The 17,208-nt window shown below is 71.4% G+C and carries 12 protein-coding genes; 8 read left to right on the top strand and 4 right to left on the bottom strand.

Annotated features, from left to right (window positions below):
- The first annotated feature begins 238 nt into the window (after window positions 1-238).
- Entirely contained in the window at window positions 239-898 is a 660-nt protein-coding gene (locus POL72_RS20245) for a hypothetical protein (protein WP_272097107.1), read from the top strand.
- A gap of 168 nt (window positions 899-1,066) precedes the next feature.
- On the opposite strand, the gene POL72_RS20240 is transcribed toward POL72_RS20245, so the two are convergent.
- Window positions 1,067-4,399 carry a lamin tail domain-containing protein gene (locus tag POL72_RS20240; protein WP_272097106.1) on the bottom strand — a complete coding sequence of 1,111 codons (3,333 nt, stop codon included), beginning with the start codon at window positions 4,397-4,399 and terminating at the stop codon, window positions 1,067-1,069.
- A gap of 37 nt (window positions 4,400-4,436) precedes the next feature.
- On the bottom strand, window positions 4,437-5,762 hold the full coding sequence (locus tag POL72_RS20235; RefSeq protein ID WP_272097105.1) for a hypothetical protein: 1,326 nt from the start codon (window positions 5,760-5,762) through the stop codon (window positions 4,437-4,439).
- An 80-nt stretch (window positions 5,763-5,842) separates the two neighbouring features.
- Here POL72_RS20235 and POL72_RS20230 point away from each other — a divergent pair, with 80 nt between their 5' ends.
- The 4 genes from POL72_RS20230 to POL72_RS20215 all read left to right on the top strand — a co-directional run bounded on the left by POL72_RS20230 (window position 5,843) and on the right by POL72_RS20215 (window position 11,510).
- Window positions 5,843-7,537, top strand: a complete 1,695-nt coding sequence (locus POL72_RS20230; protein ID WP_272097104.1) for a DUF8728 domain-containing protein — start codon at window positions 5,843-5,845, stop codon at window positions 7,535-7,537.
- Between the two features lie 143 nt (window positions 7,538-7,680).
- The gene (locus POL72_RS20225) at window positions 7,681-8,481 is read left to right on the top strand and encodes a hypothetical protein (RefSeq protein ID WP_272097103.1); all 801 of its coding nucleotides are present in this window, start codon (window positions 7,681-7,683) and stop codon (window positions 8,479-8,481) included.
- Window positions 8,482-8,525: 44 nt separating this feature from the next.
- Window positions 8,526-9,419 (top strand): hypothetical protein, encoded by an 894-nt coding sequence (locus POL72_RS20220; protein WP_272097102.1) that lies wholly within the window; start codon window positions 8,526-8,528, stop codon window positions 9,417-9,419.
- A 144-nt stretch (window positions 9,420-9,563) separates the two neighbouring features.
- Window positions 9,564-11,510, top strand: a complete 1,947-nt coding sequence (locus tag POL72_RS20215; RefSeq protein ID WP_272097101.1) for a CBS domain-containing protein — start codon at window positions 9,564-9,566, stop codon at window positions 11,508-11,510.
- A gap of 182 nt (window positions 11,511-11,692) precedes the next feature.
- On the opposite strand, the gene POL72_RS20210 is transcribed toward POL72_RS20215, so the two are convergent.
- On the bottom strand, window positions 11,693-11,899 hold the full coding sequence (locus tag POL72_RS20210) for a hypothetical protein (protein WP_272097100.1): 207 nt from the start codon (window positions 11,897-11,899) through the stop codon (window positions 11,693-11,695).
- Window positions 11,896-12,108, bottom strand: a complete 213-nt coding sequence (locus tag POL72_RS20205; RefSeq protein ID WP_272097099.1) for a hypothetical protein — start codon at window positions 12,106-12,108, stop codon at window positions 11,896-11,898. The genes POL72_RS20210 and POL72_RS20205 overlap by 4 nt, the downstream gene beginning before the upstream one ends.
- Before the next feature lie 259 nt (window positions 12,109-12,367).
- Here POL72_RS20205 and fadI point away from each other — a divergent pair, with 259 nt between their 5' ends.
- From fadI to POL72_RS20190, 3 genes are all read left to right on the top strand, one after another.
- Window positions 12,368-13,678: an acetyl-CoA C-acyltransferase FadI gene (fadI, locus tag POL72_RS20200; RefSeq protein WP_272097098.1), complete on the top strand. Its 1,311-nt coding sequence runs from the start codon at window positions 12,368-12,370 to the stop codon at window positions 13,676-13,678.
- Window positions 13,675-15,903, top strand: coding sequence for a fatty acid oxidation complex subunit alpha FadJ (gene fadJ / locus POL72_RS20195; protein WP_272097097.1), 2,229 nt, complete (start codon window positions 13,675-13,677; stop codon window positions 15,901-15,903). Before fadI ends, fadJ begins: the two co-directional genes overlap by 4 nt.
- A gap of 234 nt (window positions 15,904-16,137) precedes the next feature.
- Window positions 16,138-17,118 carry an SDR family oxidoreductase gene (locus tag POL72_RS20190; protein WP_272097096.1) on the top strand — a complete coding sequence of 327 codons (981 nt, stop codon included), beginning with the start codon at window positions 16,138-16,140 and terminating at the stop codon, window positions 17,116-17,118.
- Window positions 17,119-17,208: the final 90 nt, after the last annotated feature.

Below are 17,208 nucleotides of genomic sequence, written 5' to 3'. Positions count from 1 at the left end.
GATCTCGCGCGACTCGCCTCCGGAGCACCTCGTGAGTCCTCGTTTTGCGGTGAGAGTCCACGTTTCGCGGCGTGAGCCATCGCTTTGCGGTGGGAGTCCTCGCTTTGCACCGCTGTTTGCTTCACGGACGATGCACACGGTGCCAGCGCAAGGCGAGCTCACCTGGCACCACACTTGCCAGGAGGCCCCCCCACTTGCTTAGAGGAGGAATGGCTCACGCAGGAGGAGGTCTCGCGCGATGAGGAACACGCAACAAAGCCCGGGAGGGCTCTACCAGGCCCCTGCCACGTACACCCAGGGGACGAGAGGGCCCGCCAGCATCGCGCCGGTGGCGGCCAGCGTGCCGCCCATGTCGGGCTCGGGGGACCTCGAGCGCGAGCTCGAGGCGATCGCCCAAGGCGTGCGGCAGAAGCGGCGGGGTCGGTTCGCGTTCTGGATGGGTCTGGTCGTGGCGGCCGTGGCCGCGGTCGCGGTGACCACCTTCGCCGGCAAGGTGAAGGAAGCCGAGGCGGGTCAGGCCGAGGCCGTGGCCGCCCGGGTCGCCGAGCAGGACAGGATCGCGCAGCTCAACCTCCAGCTCGACGAGCGCAACCGGAAGATCACCGAGCTTACCCTCGCGCTCGATGCCGCCAAGAGCGACGCCGAGAAGGCGCAGAAGGCGTTCGCCGATTACAAGGCGACGGCGGCGACCAAGGCGCTGGCCGAGGGTGATGACGTGGCCGACGCGAAGACGCCGACCGTCAAGGGGACCGCAACCCTCCGCGGCCGAGCGGCGACGTCCGGCAAGGCGGCGCGGGGCGCCAGCGCGGCGGTGCGGGGCGCCAGCGCGGCGGCGTCGGCCAAGAAGGGCGGAAAGTGCGTGTGCAAGGCGGGCGACCCGCTCTGCGGCTGCCTGTGAGCGCCCGCTCACGGCTCATCCCTCCTTGATTCTTCCTATCTTCTCCAGACACAGCTGACAGAACGAAGACACCGGCGAGCGGCGTGGACCGCGCGGCGGCGCCGGGCGAACGGCGGGCCGCCGACGCGCGCTGCGCTGAGGAGCGCGGCGCAGCGCCTCGGCCGGGGCTCACGGCACGTTCGCCGCACCAGGGGTGATCGTCGCGGAGAGCGCCCAGTCGACGGCGGCCTGGTTCGTGTCCGTCCCGTCGGGCAGGCGGCAGAGCGAGCCAGCCGCCGTGCCGCCGTCCGCCACGGTGGCCGGCAACGCGTCGCCTTCGACGAGGCTCACGCTGGCGCTCCCGATCGTGACGGCGGTGATGCTCCCCTCGTAGGAGAGCGCGTCGATCACGGCCCCTGTCATGGTGTTCATCAGCGCGATCCCGTCGGAAGCCCCGTTCTGCATCCGGTCGGTCTGCGCGCCAGAGAACGCGATCGTCACCGCACCTTTCGCCACGACGCCAGGCATGGTGTCGGTGCCGACCACCGCCGTGCTGCCGACGACGAGGTACTGGCCAGCCGCGAGCGTGCCGGCGGAGCTCAGATCGAGCGTCCTGTAGGCGGAGGGCGCGCTGCTGGATCCATCGACCAGCACGAGCGCATGGCCCGTGAGATCCACGGGCGCGCCGGTACCATTGTAGATCTCGATGAACTCGGCCCCATCGCCGCCCGGCTGATCATAATCCACCTCGTTGATCACGAGCCCTGCCGTCGCGGCCTCCGCCCCGAGGGTCGTCACGAGGTCATCGACGCCGCGCGGCTCGACCTTCGAGTCGTCGTTCCGGTGGGTGAGGACGCCGCGGATGCTCGCGAAATGCTGGCCTTCCGCCGGGAAGGGGCTCGACCGGTACAGGAGGTCGTCCACGCACAGATCGCCTGTGACGACGAACTCATGATATCTCGTATCGAGCCCGATCACCGTGACGTCCTCCACCTCGACGAGGACCCCCTCGAGCGCGGCAGCGCGCGCGCCGCCCGTCGCGATGTCGGCCGGCGCGACGAGCTCCGGGGCCGGCGCCGCCTCGCCGAGCGACGCGATCACCTCGACCACGGCGGACCCGAGCTGGATCTGCCCGAAGTAACTCGCGATCACCGCGCTCGGGATCCGCACGCGATCGCCCACCAGCACGGTGTTCTGCGGGCTGTACACGTAGACGCCGGAGTACGCCGGCCCCGCGTACCCCGGGTCCCCTGGCTTCGCCTGGACGAAGAAGCCGCTCGCGTGCTTCCCGGTCACGAGCACGTCCTCCAGGGCCACCGTCTCGCCCTCCGCGCGCGTGCCGTCCTTGATATCGTAGATCGCCACCGTGCAGCCCAGGGCCCCTGCGTTCGCCTGGTCCGGGCACAGGTCGCACGGATCGCCCTTGCCGTCGCCGTCCGCGTCGGCCTGATCGGGGTTCTGGAGGCTCGGGCAGTCGTCCGCGCCGTTCTCGATGCCATCGTTGTCGGCGTCGTTCGGGTCCGGCGGCGAGCAGAGCGAGCTGCCGGCGTCGAGCGGGCACGCGTCGCAGGCGTCACCGTCGCCGTCGCCGTCGAAGTCGGCCTGGACCCCGTTGTCGAGCGGCCGGATCGGGTTGAAGACGCTCGGGCAATCGTCCGCGCCGTTCTCGATGCCGTCGCCGTCGAGATCCGCGTCCGTCGGCTGCCCGGTGTAGACGGTCGAGCCGTTCACCGAGGCGTTCCGGGGCGCGCTCTCCGCGCGCGACGGGGTGCAGAGCGGCTCGCGCTCGGGCTCGCCGCAGAAGAAGGCCGGATAGATCTCGCCCGTCTGCCGCTCGAGGTCCTCCAGCGTCATCCCGATCTCGTCCCGCAGACAGACCTGCTTCGACGCGCCGCACACCTCGACCGCGTCGCACGCGTCCGCGCCCCGGAGCGCGGACACCACGGCCGCGTCGCCGTACAGGACCTTTCCGCCGCGCATCACGAGGACGACGTCCTCGGGATCGGCGGCGACGACAGCGCGGTGGCTCTCGCGCTCTCTGCCGTCGAAGATCGCGATGTCGGCGACCTTCCCCGTGGACAGCGCGCCGATCACGTCGTCCGTCGCGGTGACCGCGGCGGCGCTCCCGGTGACCATCCTCCACAGCTCCTCGTCGGTGAAGAAGCCGTCGTAGTACGCCTCGTTGAGCGCCGCCGCGCACCGGAGCTCCCGCAGGAGGTTCATCGACCCGGTCGCGATCCAGTCGGTGCCGAGCGCGATCTGCACCCCGAGGCGGGCGGCGGCGGTGACCACGGCGGTGTCGCCGTAGAGCGTGATGTTGGAGCGGGGAGACCAGATGAGCGCCGTGCCCTCCGCCGCCATCGCCGCGTAGTCGGGCGCGGTCAGGCCGATCCCGTGGATGAACGCGCTCTGCGGCTCGAGCACGTCGTTCGGCTTTGTCTTCAGGCAGACGAACTCGTTGCGCGCCGACGCCTCGATCCCCTCGGCGACATGCGGGCAATAGGCGTCTTCCCCCTCGACGTCCTCCCCCGTCACCATGTCGGCCGAGTAGCCGCAGCCGCTCACGATCTCGCGGCCGCCCGTGTCGTCGAGCGGGAACGTGTCGAAATGGACCGCCTTCTGGCCCAGGCCCTCCTGGTCGGCCCGGTCCAGGTTCCTGAGGAGCCCTGGCGCGCTCCCCGAGCCGACGATCGAGGTCGCGCCGCCCATCAGGAAGCGGAGCTCGCCCCAGCGGATCTGCGCCTGGCTCGCCATGCCTGGCGCGTCGATCCTCGTGTGCTTGTTGTTGCCGGTGCGCCAGTCGTGGCGGTGCTCATAGCGCTCCTCGGTCGGGGTATACGGGCTGTTCTGCGTGTACGTGATGTGATCGTGCGTGTTGATGAGCGCCGGGGAGACGACCCCGCTCGGGCACGTGATCTCCGTCGCGCCCGCCGCCTCGCAATCGCAGCCGACGCACGCGATCGCGCCCCGCTCGTCCACGAGCACCCGCCCGCCCCGGTACACCCTGCCCGGGGCCAGCACGACGCCCCGGATCAGCGTCGCGCCCGCGCCGGCGACCACCTCGCACGTCCCCTGCGGGAGCGGCGAAAGCTCCTCGCAGACGGTCTCCTCGGCCGGCGTCTTCGTGCAATCGATCTCGCAGCCGTCGCCCGTCGCGACGTTCCCGTCGTCGCACTGCTCCCCCGGATCGAGGGCGCCGTCGCCGCAGCGCGGGGGCACCTCGATCTCGCACGCCGCCGAGCAGCCGTCCCCGGCCGCCGTGTCGCTGTCGTCACACGCCTCGCCCGGGTCGAGCGCGCCGTCGCCGCAGCGGGGCGCCGCTGGCTCCTCACGCTGGCACGTCGGCGAGCAGCCGTCGCCCTCCGCGGTATTGCCGTCGTCGCACGCCTCGCCCTCGTCGACCACGCCGTCGGTGCAGACGCCGAAGCGAACGCCCGCGGCGTCGTCCCCGCAGCCATTGAAGAGCAAAAGGACCACGCGCACGGCCATCCGCCGCGCGAAGCGCGCCGAGCTGTGAGGCATGCCTCACCTGTCGGCGACGAGAGCGCCCGAGTTGCCTTCAAATGACGCGGCGGCAGCGCACCACCGCGATCGCGCCGATCGCGAGCAACGCGAGCCACCCCGCACCGGGCCGCGTTCCGCCTTCGCTGGTCGCGCCCGCTGCATAACTGCAGGAGCTCGCGCGCCGCTTTCCGTCGATCGGCCGCCCCATCTGCCCGCTGCTTCCGGGCGGCGAGCCGGCTGCAACGCCGCCGCCGCTCGATCCGCTCCCCCCGCCGCCGCTCCCCGTTCCCCCGCCTTGCTCCGTCGGCTCGCAGTTGTCGGCCGACTCGCTGAACGCGTCGAGCGCGAGCTTCTCCACCCCGGCCTCGTCGACGAGGCCGAAGGGCTGCTCGTCGAGCGGCGCGTCCTGGTAGCTGGCCCAGACGACGCTGGCGACATCGTCGCGCTCGGAGAGGAGCTCGAACGATGTGGTCAGGTTCGCCGCCTGGAGCTCCTCGCCGACGAGCGCGCTCGACCACGCGATCCCGGTCACGGCGAAGGGGCTCTCGTCTCCCTCCTCGTCGGCGAGGTCGCGCAGCTCGTCGAGGTAATCGCCGAGCGCCACCGGATCGACCTCGGTGCCCTGATGGAAGAACAGCTGTTGACCGAGGCGAGACCACGGCGTCCGCTGGCCGAAGCGCGCCTCGAGATCGTCCCACACCGGCTGCGCGTAGAGCTCGCGCAGGTAATCGACCCCCGAGAACGGCGCGGCCGGGTCGTCCGACGCGAGCAGGCCGCCCGTGGTCAGCGACAGCTCGTCGACGTTGAAGAGCGCCTCGTTGCGGATGCGGATCTCGGCGAGGATCCGCGCGAGCACCCGGGGCAGGACGAAGGTGCAGCCCGCGTGCTCCGGGTCGAGCGTGGGGTCGGGGAGCTCGGAGCAGTTCGGCTGACTCCAGATCTCCCACTGGACGACGTCCCCGGCGTACCTCGTCATGAGCGCCTCTGCCGTCTCGGCGAACGCCTCTACATACGGGTTGTTGCCGTCCCGGTCCCGATCGTCATTCCAGACATCCTGTTCTTCTCCGAGCGTGCGGTGAGAGAGGAGCCCGACCGGCTCGAGGCCAGCGGCGCGCGCCGCGTCGATGATGGCGTCGTACTCCTCGAGCTTGTCGTCGTCCCACGCGTCGGCGCCGTCGAGCAGGAACTCGACGCGCACGGCGCCGGCGCCCGCCCGCGCGAGCCGTTTCGCGTGATCGCCGTCGAGGATCACCTCCCCTGCGTCGACGGGCGCCCCGGGATCGATGCCATAGAAGCCGCACGGCACGCCGCGGGCACCGAGCGCCGGGGGCGCGACGAAAAGCGCGGAGGAGGCGGCAAGAGCGACAATGGCTGCACGCATGTCGCAAGGATAGCTGGGATGAGCGCCTCGACCAAGAAACGACCCCGACATGAACCATCCATGGTAGGGAGAGGCTTCACATGGCTTTCCTGGAACCGGAAGAAGCAGAGCACGGACAACTCGGGGTCGCCCCTCCGAGCGGCGAGGCCGACGGCGACCTGGAAGCGGCGGGCGACGGCGTCGAAGGCGCGCCCTCGGCCCGGAGCTGGCGCGACTGGCTGCGAGGCGCGCCGCTCTCCGAGCGCCTGCACCTCGCGTTCGGCCTCGTGCTGCCGGCGTTCCTCCTCGTCGTGAACATGGTGCGTGTGCGCTCGTTCACGATCGACGACGCGTACATCTCCTACCGCTACGCGCGCAACTTCGCCCGAGGCCTCGGGCTCGTCTACAACGCCGGCGAGCGCATCGAGGGGTACACGAACTTCCTCTGGACCGTGCTGCTCGCGGGCGGCATCAAGCTCGGCCTCGACCCGGACATCGTCGCCAAGGTGCTCGGCGGGCTCGCCGCCTGCGGCTCGCTCGGCGCGCTCTACCTCCTCTCGGCCCGGCTTCGCCCGCACGGCGCGGTCCCTTGCATCGCCACGTGGCTGTTCGCGAGCTCGATCGTGCAGAGCGGATATGCCGTCTTCGGCCTGGAGACGCCGCTGTTCGTCCTGCTCGTCCTCGCGGGCACCGAGATGATGTTCCGCGAGCGCGATCGGGGGACCGGCTTCCCGTATTCGGGCCTCGTCTTCGGGCTCGCCGGCCTGACGCGCCCGGAAGCGCCGATGTTCATCGGCATACCGATGCTCTTCCTCGGCCTTCGCTTCTTCGGGCGGCAGAACCTCCTCCGCGGCGTCGTCTTCGCCGCGCCCATCGCGTGCCACATGCTCTGGCGGCACAGCTACTACGGCACGTGGCTGCCGAACACGCTGAGCGCCAAGACCGGCAGCCTCGCGGAGCAGCTGGCCGGGGGGCAGCGCTACCTCGCGGAGTACGCGGAGCACACGTGGCCGGCGCTCCTGCTCGGGCTCTTCGGCCTCTGCGTGGCGATCGTCGCGCGCCACCGCGACGCGCTCTGCGTCGGGGCCCTCGCGCTCGCAGTGGGCGGCTACGTGCTCCTCGTGGGCGGGGACTGGATGCCGTACTACCGCTTCATGAGCCCGTTCGAGCCGTTCTGCTTCCTGCTCGCGGGCCTCGGGGCGCGCGCGCTTCTCGAGCCGCTGCTCGCCGAGCTCTCGGCCCGCGCCACGGACGCGCCCGAGGGCAAGGCGATCGCCCTCGCCGCGGGGGCCGGCGTGCTCGCGCTCGGCTGCCTCGTCGCGCTGGGCGCCTTCCGGGCGCAGCGGATCGAGCGCGCCCAGCACCGGATCCTCGACGACGAGAAGCGGTTCTGGGACAGCGCCGCGGGCGGCGTGGCCAGCTGGTTCCAGGAGCACGGCAAGCCCGGCGAGGTCGCCGTGGGCGACATCGGGTACATCGGCTATGTGACCGACTATCCGGTGCTCGATCTCCTCGGCCTCGTCGATCCCGTGATCTCCAAGCTCCCGGGCGGCTACACGCGCAAGACGGGCCCCGGCTACGTGCAGCACGTCTTCGACAAGATGCCGCGTTACTTCGTGTTCGTCGGCGGCGCCGACACGTGCGACAAGCTCCCGTTCCCGGCGCAGGAGAAGCTCCGCAAGGACCGGCGTTTCCGGGGCGTTTACGAGGTGGCCGGGATGGTGCGCCACAGCAAGAACGGCTACTGGTGCGTCTTCGAGCGGTCGAACGACGCCGCTCCGGCCCCGGCGCCCTGAGCCTCGCCGCTCCGCGGCGAGGCTCGCCACGGCAACACGCGTCGGATGGCGGATGGCGGATGGGTGGCGAGACGAGGGCGGCCCTACCGCGGGCGCGCGCGACCCCACCGCAGCTCCGCGAGGTTTGCTAGCATCGCCGCCCCATGCCCTGGCTCTGGTACGTAGGTCCCCTTGCGTTGCTCGTCGTCTGGTTCCTGACCGGCTTGCGCGGTCGGCACGAGGCGCGGCGCGACCGCGAGCTCGCGCGGTGGCGCGCGCTGATGACCCCGGAGGCGGCCCCGGCCCGTCCCGGCGCGAAGCCCGGCGGCCGGAAGGCCGACGCCGGCGCCGACGGCCCTCGTCCGGTGCGCTCGTTGCCATCCAGCCTCGAGCACACGCTGCAGGAGACGGGCGGCGGCGCGGTGCTCGCCCGCTACGAGCTCGTCCCGAAGCTCGCCTACGTCGCGGTCGTGGGGCCGGACGCGAAGAACGGCAGCGAGTACCAGGTGGTCCTCACAAAGCTGGCCAAGGCTGCTCCCCGGCTCACCGTGTGTCCGCTGCCCATCGTCGATGGCACGCGTGCCCCCAACACCGGCGTCCAGTTCAAGAAGGACCCGGAGTTCATGGAGCAGTTCCTTGTCGAGGGGCCTGAAGCGAAGGCCATCGGCAGGTGGCTCTCGAAGCCCATCCGCGACGCCCTGCTCGACTTCCCCGATGCGTGGCTGTTCGTGCGGGATCGCGCCATGGCGCTCGCCGTGTACGGCCCCGTCGACGCCGACCGCATGGAGGAGCTCGTGATCGCTGCCGACGCGATCTTCGCCGAGCACGGCAACGAAGGCGCTCCCTCCCTGCTCTTCGACGGCAGCGGCGACGCTGACGACGACAGCGAGGAGGACGACGACGAAGACGAGGAGGAGGACGACGAGGACGAGGAGGCCGCGGGCGCCGAGGGCGCCGTTCGCTGATCACGGCCGAGCCGAGCCATGGTAGTCCTCGCAGGTGGGCCTGATTGAACGCGAGATCGCTGCTCTCCTCCGCTCTCCTGCTCTCGCTCTGGCTCGCGGCGCCACCTGCCGCTCCGGCCGAAAAGAACAGCTGGGCTAAATCCCAGGGATCGCGTGCGGAGCTCGAGCTCGACGTCCTGAGCAAGTCGGCCTCCTGGGCCATGGACGATGTCACGTCCGAGGTCAGCACGTTCGGGCTGACCTTCGATCTCCGAGGTCAGCTCGAGCGGTTCGGCCGGCTCCACCTCGACGTGGATCTCCCGCTCGCCTACGGCGACGTCTCCGCGACGTTCCGGTCCACCCGGCTCGGCGTCGACGAGAGCAGCAGCGCCGGCAGCCTTCTCTTCGGCAATCCGACGGTCGGCGCCCACTATGCGCGCGCCCTCTCGCGCAAGCTCACCGTCTTCGGCGGCGGCGCGCTCTCGATCCCCGTCCTCAGCGCCCCCGACGCCGACGCCCGCGCCACGCTGCAGGCGACCGCCCCCGCGCGCGCCTCCTTCGGCCTGCACCGGCTCACCGCCGGGCACCTGCCCCTGAGGGTCCTCGGCGGCGTCGAGGCGGAGCTCGCCACCCGGCTCGTCTACCGCGCGGACACCGCGGTGATGTTCGCCCTCCCGACCAGCAGGGCCGGCGTCGAGCTCGTGGTCGAGCAGGGCGACGAGCTCGAGCTGCGCGGCCGAGGCCCCTACGGCGGCGGGCTCCGCCTCCAGGCCGCGCTGACGCCGACCCGCGACGACTGGATGCAGCTCGCGATGGAGCCGTTCTTCACCTACACGCTGGAGCAGCCTGGCTTCTACGCCCGGGCGGGCCTGCTCGTCGCGATCGACGCGCCGCTCGGGTTCGGCCTCGCCGAGGACAAGGTCGCCACGCTGCGGCTCGCGGCCGGCCGCAGCTTCTGATCGCGTCGCCCGCCTCCGCCCGCCGCCGCGCCGCCCGCGCCGAGCCAGACGCCCGCCGTCCGTCAGGGGATCTCCCGCGCCCCCTGCCGCTCGCCGTCGTAGGCTTCCCTGGAGCGGGAGCGAGCGAAAGGCGGGGCGGTCACCATGGGCGAGCAGCACGTCTCCGAGCAGGCGAGCGAGGAGCAGCACCACGCGTTCATGCGGGCGCTGCTCGACGACGTGGAGGCGCTCGAGCGCCTCCTCCGGGAGGATCGCATCGAGTCCGGCGTGCGCCGCATCGGCGCCGAGCAGGAGATGTTCCTCGTCGATCGCGCGCTCCGGCCCGCGCCGCTCGCGCTGGAGGTGCTCGAGCGGGCCGCCGATGACCGGCTCACGACCGAGCTCGCTCGCTTCAACCTGGAGGCGAACCTCACCCCCCTCCCGTTCGGCGGCGACTGCCTGCGGCGGCTCGAGGCCGAGCTCTCGGAGGTCATCGGGCGGGCCGCCGAGGCCGCGCGCTCCGCCGGCGCCGACGTCCTGCTCACGGGCATCCTCCCCACCCTGCGCGCCGGCGACCTCCGCCTCGAGAACCTCACGCCGGCGCCTCGCTACCACGAGCTCAACCGCGCGCTCCTGCGGCTGCGCCAGGGCGACTTCCGAGTCTCGATCCACGGGCTCGACGAGCTCGAGATGACCCACGACAACATCCTGCTCGAGTCGTGCAACACGAGCTTCCAGGTCCACCTCCAGGTCGGGGCGCGAGAGTTCACGTCGCTCTACAACCTCGCGCAGGCGGTGACCGCGCCCGTCCTCGCCGCCGCGGTCAACTCGCCGCTGCTCCTCGGGCAGCGGCTCTGGCACGAGACGCGGATCGCCCTCTTCGAGACGTCGGTCGACACCCGCCCGACCGCGCTCGAGGGCCGGCAGCACAGGCCCCGCGTCCACTTCGGAGACGGCTGGGTGCAGGGCGGCGTGCTCGATCTCTTCCGCGAGGACATCGCGCGGTTCCGCGTGGTCATGACCGCCGAGACCGGCGAGCCCCCCGCGGCCGTGCTCGCGCGCGGGGAGGTGCCGGACCTCAAGGCCCTGCGGGTCCACAACGGCACCGTTTACCGCTGGAACCGCCCCTGTTACGGGACTCTGGCCGGGGTCGCGCACCTGCGCATCGAGAGCCGCGCGCTGCCCTCGGGGCCCACGGTCCTCGACGAGGTCGCGAACGCCGCCTTCTTCTTCGGCCTCATGTCCGGCCTCGCCGCCGAGCACCCGCGCATCGACCTCGAGATGCCGTTCGAGGACGCCAAGGCGAACTTCTTCGCGGCGGCCCGCCACGGCCTCAAGGCGCAGCTCACGTGGATCGGCGGCCGGAGCCTCCCTGCCCCGGAGCTCCTCCTCTCGCACCTGCTCCCCGCCGCCCGGGCGGGCCTCTCGGCCGCGGGCATCGACGCCGCCGACATCGACCGGTACCTCGGCGTCGTCGAGGAGCGGGTCCGCCGCGGCCAGACGGGCGCGCAGTGGGCGCTCGGCTCGCTCGCGTCCATGGCCGGGCGGGGCACCCCGGAGCTGCGGAACCGCGCCCTCTGCGCGGCGATGCTGGCCCGCCAGCAGGAGGAGGCCCGGGGCGGCGGGGCGGGGCGCCCGGTGCACGCGTGGGAGCCCGCCACGCTCGAAGACGACCAGGACCTCGTGCGCGACAGCTACCGGACCGTGGGCCAGTTCATGTCGACCGATCTGTTCACGGTGCGGCCCACCGACATCGTCGACTTCGCCGCGAGCGTCATGGACTGGCGGCACGTGCGCCACGTCCCGGTCGAGGACGAGCAGGGCCGGCTCGTCGGCGTCGTCTCCCACCGCGCGCTGCTCCGGCTCGTCGCCCGCGGCGCCGCGGCGGCGCCGAGCGGATCCGCGTCGCCCACGGTGGCGTCCATCATGCGGCCCGACCCCGTGACCGTCGCGCCGGACACGCCGACGCTGGAGGCGATGCGGATCATGCGCGAGCACCGCGTCGGCTGCCTGCCCGTCGTCGCGGGCGAGCGGCTTGTGGGCATCGTGACGGAGCGCGATCTCCTCGACGTCTCGGCGGCGCTGCTCGAGGCCTTCCTGCGCGAGGCGTGAGGGCCGCCTGCCGCCGAGAGGCGCCGGAGCGAGAGGGCAGGTGGCCGCGAAAACGCCAAAAGACGCCAGAAGACGCCAGAGAACGAGTTTCGCCCTCTGGCGTCTTCTGGCGTCTTGGCGGTCGGCTCCTTCGAGCCGCTCAGCGCTCTACGGGCGGGGCGCCTTTCGACCCCGCGCGGAGCTCACAGATCGCTGATCTCGACGCACGTCATCGCGTCGCCCTTGGCCTGGCAGTCGAACACGGTGCCGTACGTCTTGAAGAAGCCCTGCTTCGTGCGCGTGACGTGGTACCGCGTCCCGTCGATCTGCCGGATGCTCGTGTAGCTCCCCTGACAGCCGATCGCGCCGAGGCTCGCGAGCAAGAGCCCGAAAATCAAAGAACGCTTCATTCGCTCGCCTCCGTCGTTACCTCGACCTCGGTGCACTCCGCCTTGCCCGGCGCGTCAGGGCACATCCACATCGCAGGCTGGTTGTTCTTGTGACCGGCCACATACACATAACCCGGCGCCGCCGGCGCCGAGTCGCTCGCAAACGTCGCACAGCCCGCGAGCGCCGAAGCACCGCAGAGCAACGCACTGCATAGAATGAGTTTCCGCATGGCCAACCACGCTATCGGCAAGCTCAACCGTGGGCCAAATTAGCGCTCAGGCTGTCCCAACAGCTCTTCCTCCCACGTCGCTTTCTCGTGGAGCGCCTCGCCGCCCGCGACACCCTCGCCGCCCACGGTTGACACGCCGCGTTAGCGCACCTAAGGGAATTGCCCCAACCGGTGTGCGCTGGCGCGCCGGGATCCGGGGGGCTGCGCGGGGCGCGCGGGGCGGGCTCGCGATGGGCTCTCCGGCAGCAGAGGAGTCGACATGGCTTCAGGCAAGAATGGGAAGGGCGGCAAGGACCGGGTGGCGGTCGTTGCCGGGCTGCGCACGCCGTTCACCAAGGCAGGGACGGCGCTCAAGGCGCTGCGCACCGTCGATCTCGCCACCACGGTGGTCAAGGAGCTCCTCCAGAGGAGCGAGGTGACCCCGCGCGACATCACGCTGGTCGTCTACGGCCAGGTGGTGCCGACGCTCGACTGGCTCAACATCGCGCGCGAGGTCGTGCTGCGCACCGGCCTGCCCAAGGACACCGACGCCTACAGCGTCTCGCGCGCCTGTGCGACGTCGCTCCAGGCCATGACGAGCGCCGCCGAGGCGATGCTCGCCGGCCAGCACCACGTCGCCCTCGTCGGCGGCGCCGACAGCATGAGCGACGTGCCGCTCGGCGTCTCCCGGAAGCTCGCCTCCGCGCTGACCGACTTCCAGAAGGCCAGGTCGCTCGGCGCCCGGCTGGAGATCCTCTCCCGCCTCTCGCTGAAGGACCTCGTGCCCCCGATCCCGGGCTTCTCGCGCGAGCCCACCACGGGCGAGCAGATGGGCGAGGCCGCGGAGAAGATGGCGAAGCAGAACGGCATCTCGCGCGCCGAGCAGGACGCGATCGCCCACCGCTCGCATACGAACGCCGCGCGCGCCTGGCGCGACGGCACGTACGCCGCCGAGGTCATGCACGTGATCCCCCCGCCCTACGACAAGCCGGTCGAGCGCGACAACGTGGTCCGCGACGACTCGACCCTCGAGGCCTACGCGAAGCTGTCGCCGGCCTTCGATCGGCGGCACGGCACGATCACCGCGGGCAACGCGTCGCCGCTCACGGACGGGGCGAGCGCCCTGCTCCTGATGCGCGAGGGCAAGGCCAAGGCGCTCGGCTACCAGCCGCTCGGGTACGTCAAGTCGTGGTCCTACGCGGCGGTCGACCCGGGCTGGCAGCTCCTGATGGCCCCGGTGCTCGCCGTGCCGCGGGCGCTCGAGCGCGCCGGCCTCTCGCTCGCCGACATGGACCTCGTCGACATGCACGAGGCCTTCGCCGCCCAGGTCGCGTCCAACCTGAAGGCGCTCGCGTCGCCGTCGTTCGCCGCGGAGAAGCTCGGCCGGTCCACCCCCGTCGGCGAGATCGATCCGGAGAAGCTCAACGTCAACGGCGGCTCGATCGCGCTCGGCCACCCCTTCGCGGCGACGGGAGGGCGCATGGTGCTCTCCACGCTCCGCGAGCTCAAGAAGCGCGGCGGGCATCACGCGCTCCTCACCGTCTGCGCGGCGGGCGGCCTCGGCGCCGCCGTCGTCCTGGAGGCCGCATGACCACGACATCCGCCGCCGCCGCGCCGGCCCCCGCGGCCGCGAGCCCGCTCTCCCTCGAGGTGCGCCCCGACGGCGTCGCCGTCGTCACCTACGATGTCCCGGGAGAGGCGGTGAACACGCTGAAGCCCACGTTCACCGGCGATCTCGAGCGGATCGCGGGCCAGATCGCGAGCAACCCGCTCATCAAGGCGGCGATCCTCGTATCCGGCAAGGCCGACACCTGGATCGCGGGCGCCGACATCGAGATGCTGAAGAGCGTCGCCACGCCGGCCCAGGCCGAGGCGATGTGCCGGGCCGGCCACGAGGCGATCCTGCGGATCGTGCGCTCGCCGAAGCCGATCGTCGCCGCGATCCACGGCGCCGCGCTCGGCGGCGGCCTCGAGGTGGCGCTCGCCTGCCACGCCCGGGTGCTGAGCGACGACCGGAAGACGGTGCTCGGCCTGCCCGAGGTGCAGCTCGGCCTGCTCCCCGGCATCAACGGGCTCCAGCGGCTCGCGGAGCGCGCCGGCCTCCAGGTAGCGCTCGATCACGGCCTCACCGGCAAGAACATGCGCCCCTCGAAGGCGCGGCAGCTCGGCGTCGCCGACGACGTGGTCCCCGTGGCCATCCTGAGGGAGACGGCCGCGGCGCTCGCGCTCAAGCTCGCGCGTGTCGAAGCCGGCCCGCCGTTCCGGCCCAAGCGCGGGAGCGCGCCGAAGCTCGACTCCGCCGCGCTCACCCGCGCGGCCCTCGAGCGGAACCCGATCGGCCGTGCCCTGCTCTTCCAGCAGGCAGCGCGGCAGGCGCGCAAGAAGACCGGCGGGCACTACCCGGCGCCCGAGCGGATCATCGACGTGCTGAGGACCTATGCAGAGAAGGGCTTCGAGGCGTCGAAGGAGGTCGAGGCGCGCGCGTTCGGCGAGCTCGTCGCGTCGAGCACGGCGCACCGGCTGATGGAGCTCTTCTTCGCGACGAACGCGATGAAGAAGGACACCGGCGTGGACGACCCCGCCGTGCAGCCGAGGAAGGTCGAGAAGATCGCGATGATCGGCGCCGGCCTGATGGGGGCCGGCATCGCCTATGTCAGCCTGAACGCCGGCATCCCCGTGCGGCTCCGGGACCGCGACGACGCGTCGATCGGCCGCGGGCTCAAGTACGTGGCCGACATCCTCGGCGAGCGGGTGAAGAAGAAGCAGCTCACGCCGCTCGAGCGCGACGAGAAGCTCGCGCTGCTCACCGCGACGACGGACGGCTCGGGCCTCCGGAGCGCCGATCTCGTGATCGAGGCGGTCTTCGAGGATCTCGCGGTGAAGCACGCGGTCCTGCGGGACGTCGAGGAGCACGGCAAGGACGGGGTGATCTTCGCGTCGAACACGTCGTCGATCCCGATCTCCCGGATCGCGGCCGCGTCGAAGCGGCCGCAGAACGTGGTCGGGATGCACTACTTCAGCCCGGTGCACAAGATGCCGTTGCTCGAGGTCATCCGGACCGAGGCGACGTCTCCCGATGTGGTCGCGACGGCGGTGGCGGTCGGCAAGCGGCAGGGCAAGACGGTCATCGTCGTGAACGATGGTGTCGGCTTCTACACGAGCCGGATCCTCGGGCCGTACATGAACGAGGCGAGCTGGCTGCTCGCCGAGGGGGTCGCGATCGAGCAGGTCGACGGGGCGCTCGTCGCGTGGGGCTGGCCGGTCGGCCCGCTCGCGCTGCTCGACGAGGTGGGCATCGACGTCGCGGCGCACGTCGGCCCGATCATGCTCGAGGCGTTCGGCGACCGCCTCGCGCCGCCTCCCACGATGGCCAGGCTGGTCTCGGACGACCGCAGGGGCCGCAAGAACGAGCGCGGGATGTACCTGTACGGCGCGGCGGCGAAGAAGAAGGGCAAGGGCAAGCACGCCGACGAGAGCGTCTATGGCGTGCTCGGGTTGCCGGTGCCGAGGGCGAAGGACGGCCCGCCGGTGCCGGTCGAGGAGATCCAGCTGCGCTGCTCGCTCCAGCTCGTGAACGAGGCGCTGCACTGTCTCGGCGAGGGGATCCTCCGGAGCCCGCGCGACGGCGACGTCGGCGCGATCTTCGGCCTGGGTTTCCCGCCGTTCCGCGGCGGGCCGTTCCGTTACGTCGACAGCCTCGGCGCCGCGGAGGTGCTCCGCCGCATCGAGATCTACGAGCGCCGCTTCGGCAAGCGCTGGACGCCCGCCCCGGCGCTCGTCGAGGCGGCGAGGACCGGGAAGCCCTTCTACGGCTGAAGAGAGAGAGAAAAACCGCCAAGACGCCAAGACGCCAGGAGAAGAGAAGAACAGATCTTCTCTCTTCCTTGCGTCCTGGCGTCTTGGCGTCTTGGCGGTTTAAATTCTTCATCCATCCACCTCGCTCGCTGTTTCTATCGACCTCCATGATCACATCCGGCGCAGCCGCCGGCCCCCTCATGGCCCGCGCTTTGCTCTCCTCTCGGCGAGGGACGGAGCGGGAGGGGACCAGTCATGCGGAAGTGCATTCGCGACGCGGTGGTCGTTATCACCGGGGCGTCTTCGGGCATCGGCAGGGCGGCGGCGCTCGCGTTCGCGAGGCGCGGAGCGCGGGTCGTCATCGCCGCTCGGAACGAGGCGGCCCTCGAGGAGGTCGCCGCCGAGTGCGCCAGCGTCGGCGCGCGGGCGCTCGCCGTCCCGACGGACGTGAGGGACGAGCACGCCGTCCGGGCGCTCGCCCGCGCCGCCGTCGAGGTGTTCGGCAGGATCGACGTCTGGGTGAACAACGCCGCCGTGTTCCTCTACGCGCGCGCGGACGAGGCGCCCTACGAGATCTACCGCCAGGTCATCGAGACGAACCTGCTCGGCTATGTGCACGGGGTACGGGCCGTGCTGCCCTGTTTCCGCGCGCAGGGCGCCGGGGTGCTCATCAACAACGTCTCCGCTCTTGGCAAGTTCGGCGCGCCGACGATGAGCGCCTACGTGATCTCCAAGTTCGGGATCATGGGCCTCTCGTCCTGCTTGAGACAGGAGCTCTCCAGCACCCCGGACATCCACGTTTGCACGCTCCTGCCCGCGACGGTCGACACCCCCATCTACCAGCATGCCGGCAATACGACCGGCCGCGCCGTCCAGCCGATGCGGCCGATCGTCGACCCCGAGCGGGTCGCGGCGGCGATTGTCTCGCTCGCAGAGCGGCCGCGGCGCAGCGTGTATGTCGGCGCCGCGGGACGCATCGCCGCCGCGGCGTTCGTCGCCTTCCCGGGCCTCATGGAGCGGTTGTTCGCGGCCTACGCGATCCGCGCGACCTTCCTGGATCGCGCGGCGCCGTACACCGACGGCAACATCTTCGTGCCCATGAAGCACTGGACCGGCGTGACCGGCGGATGGCGCTCGACCTCGGGCCTCGCCGCGCTCCTCGACACCGCCCGGGTCTTCGCCGGCCTCGCGCTCACACTCCCGTCCACAGCGGCAGAGCGCATCAGGCCACGATGACATAGCCGTCCTGGCACCCTCCGTACGCGATTCCCCAGCCATCTTGACGCGCCATCGCCCCCGACGTGTCTCTCAACCTCGGGGGTCCTG

It is taken from the genome of Sorangium aterium (assembly GCF_028368935.1).
Taxonomy (GTDB): Bacteria; Myxococcota_A; Polyangia; order Polyangiales; family Polyangiaceae; genus Sorangium; species Sorangium atrum.
This window is presented reverse-complemented; position numbering and strand designations above follow the sequence as displayed.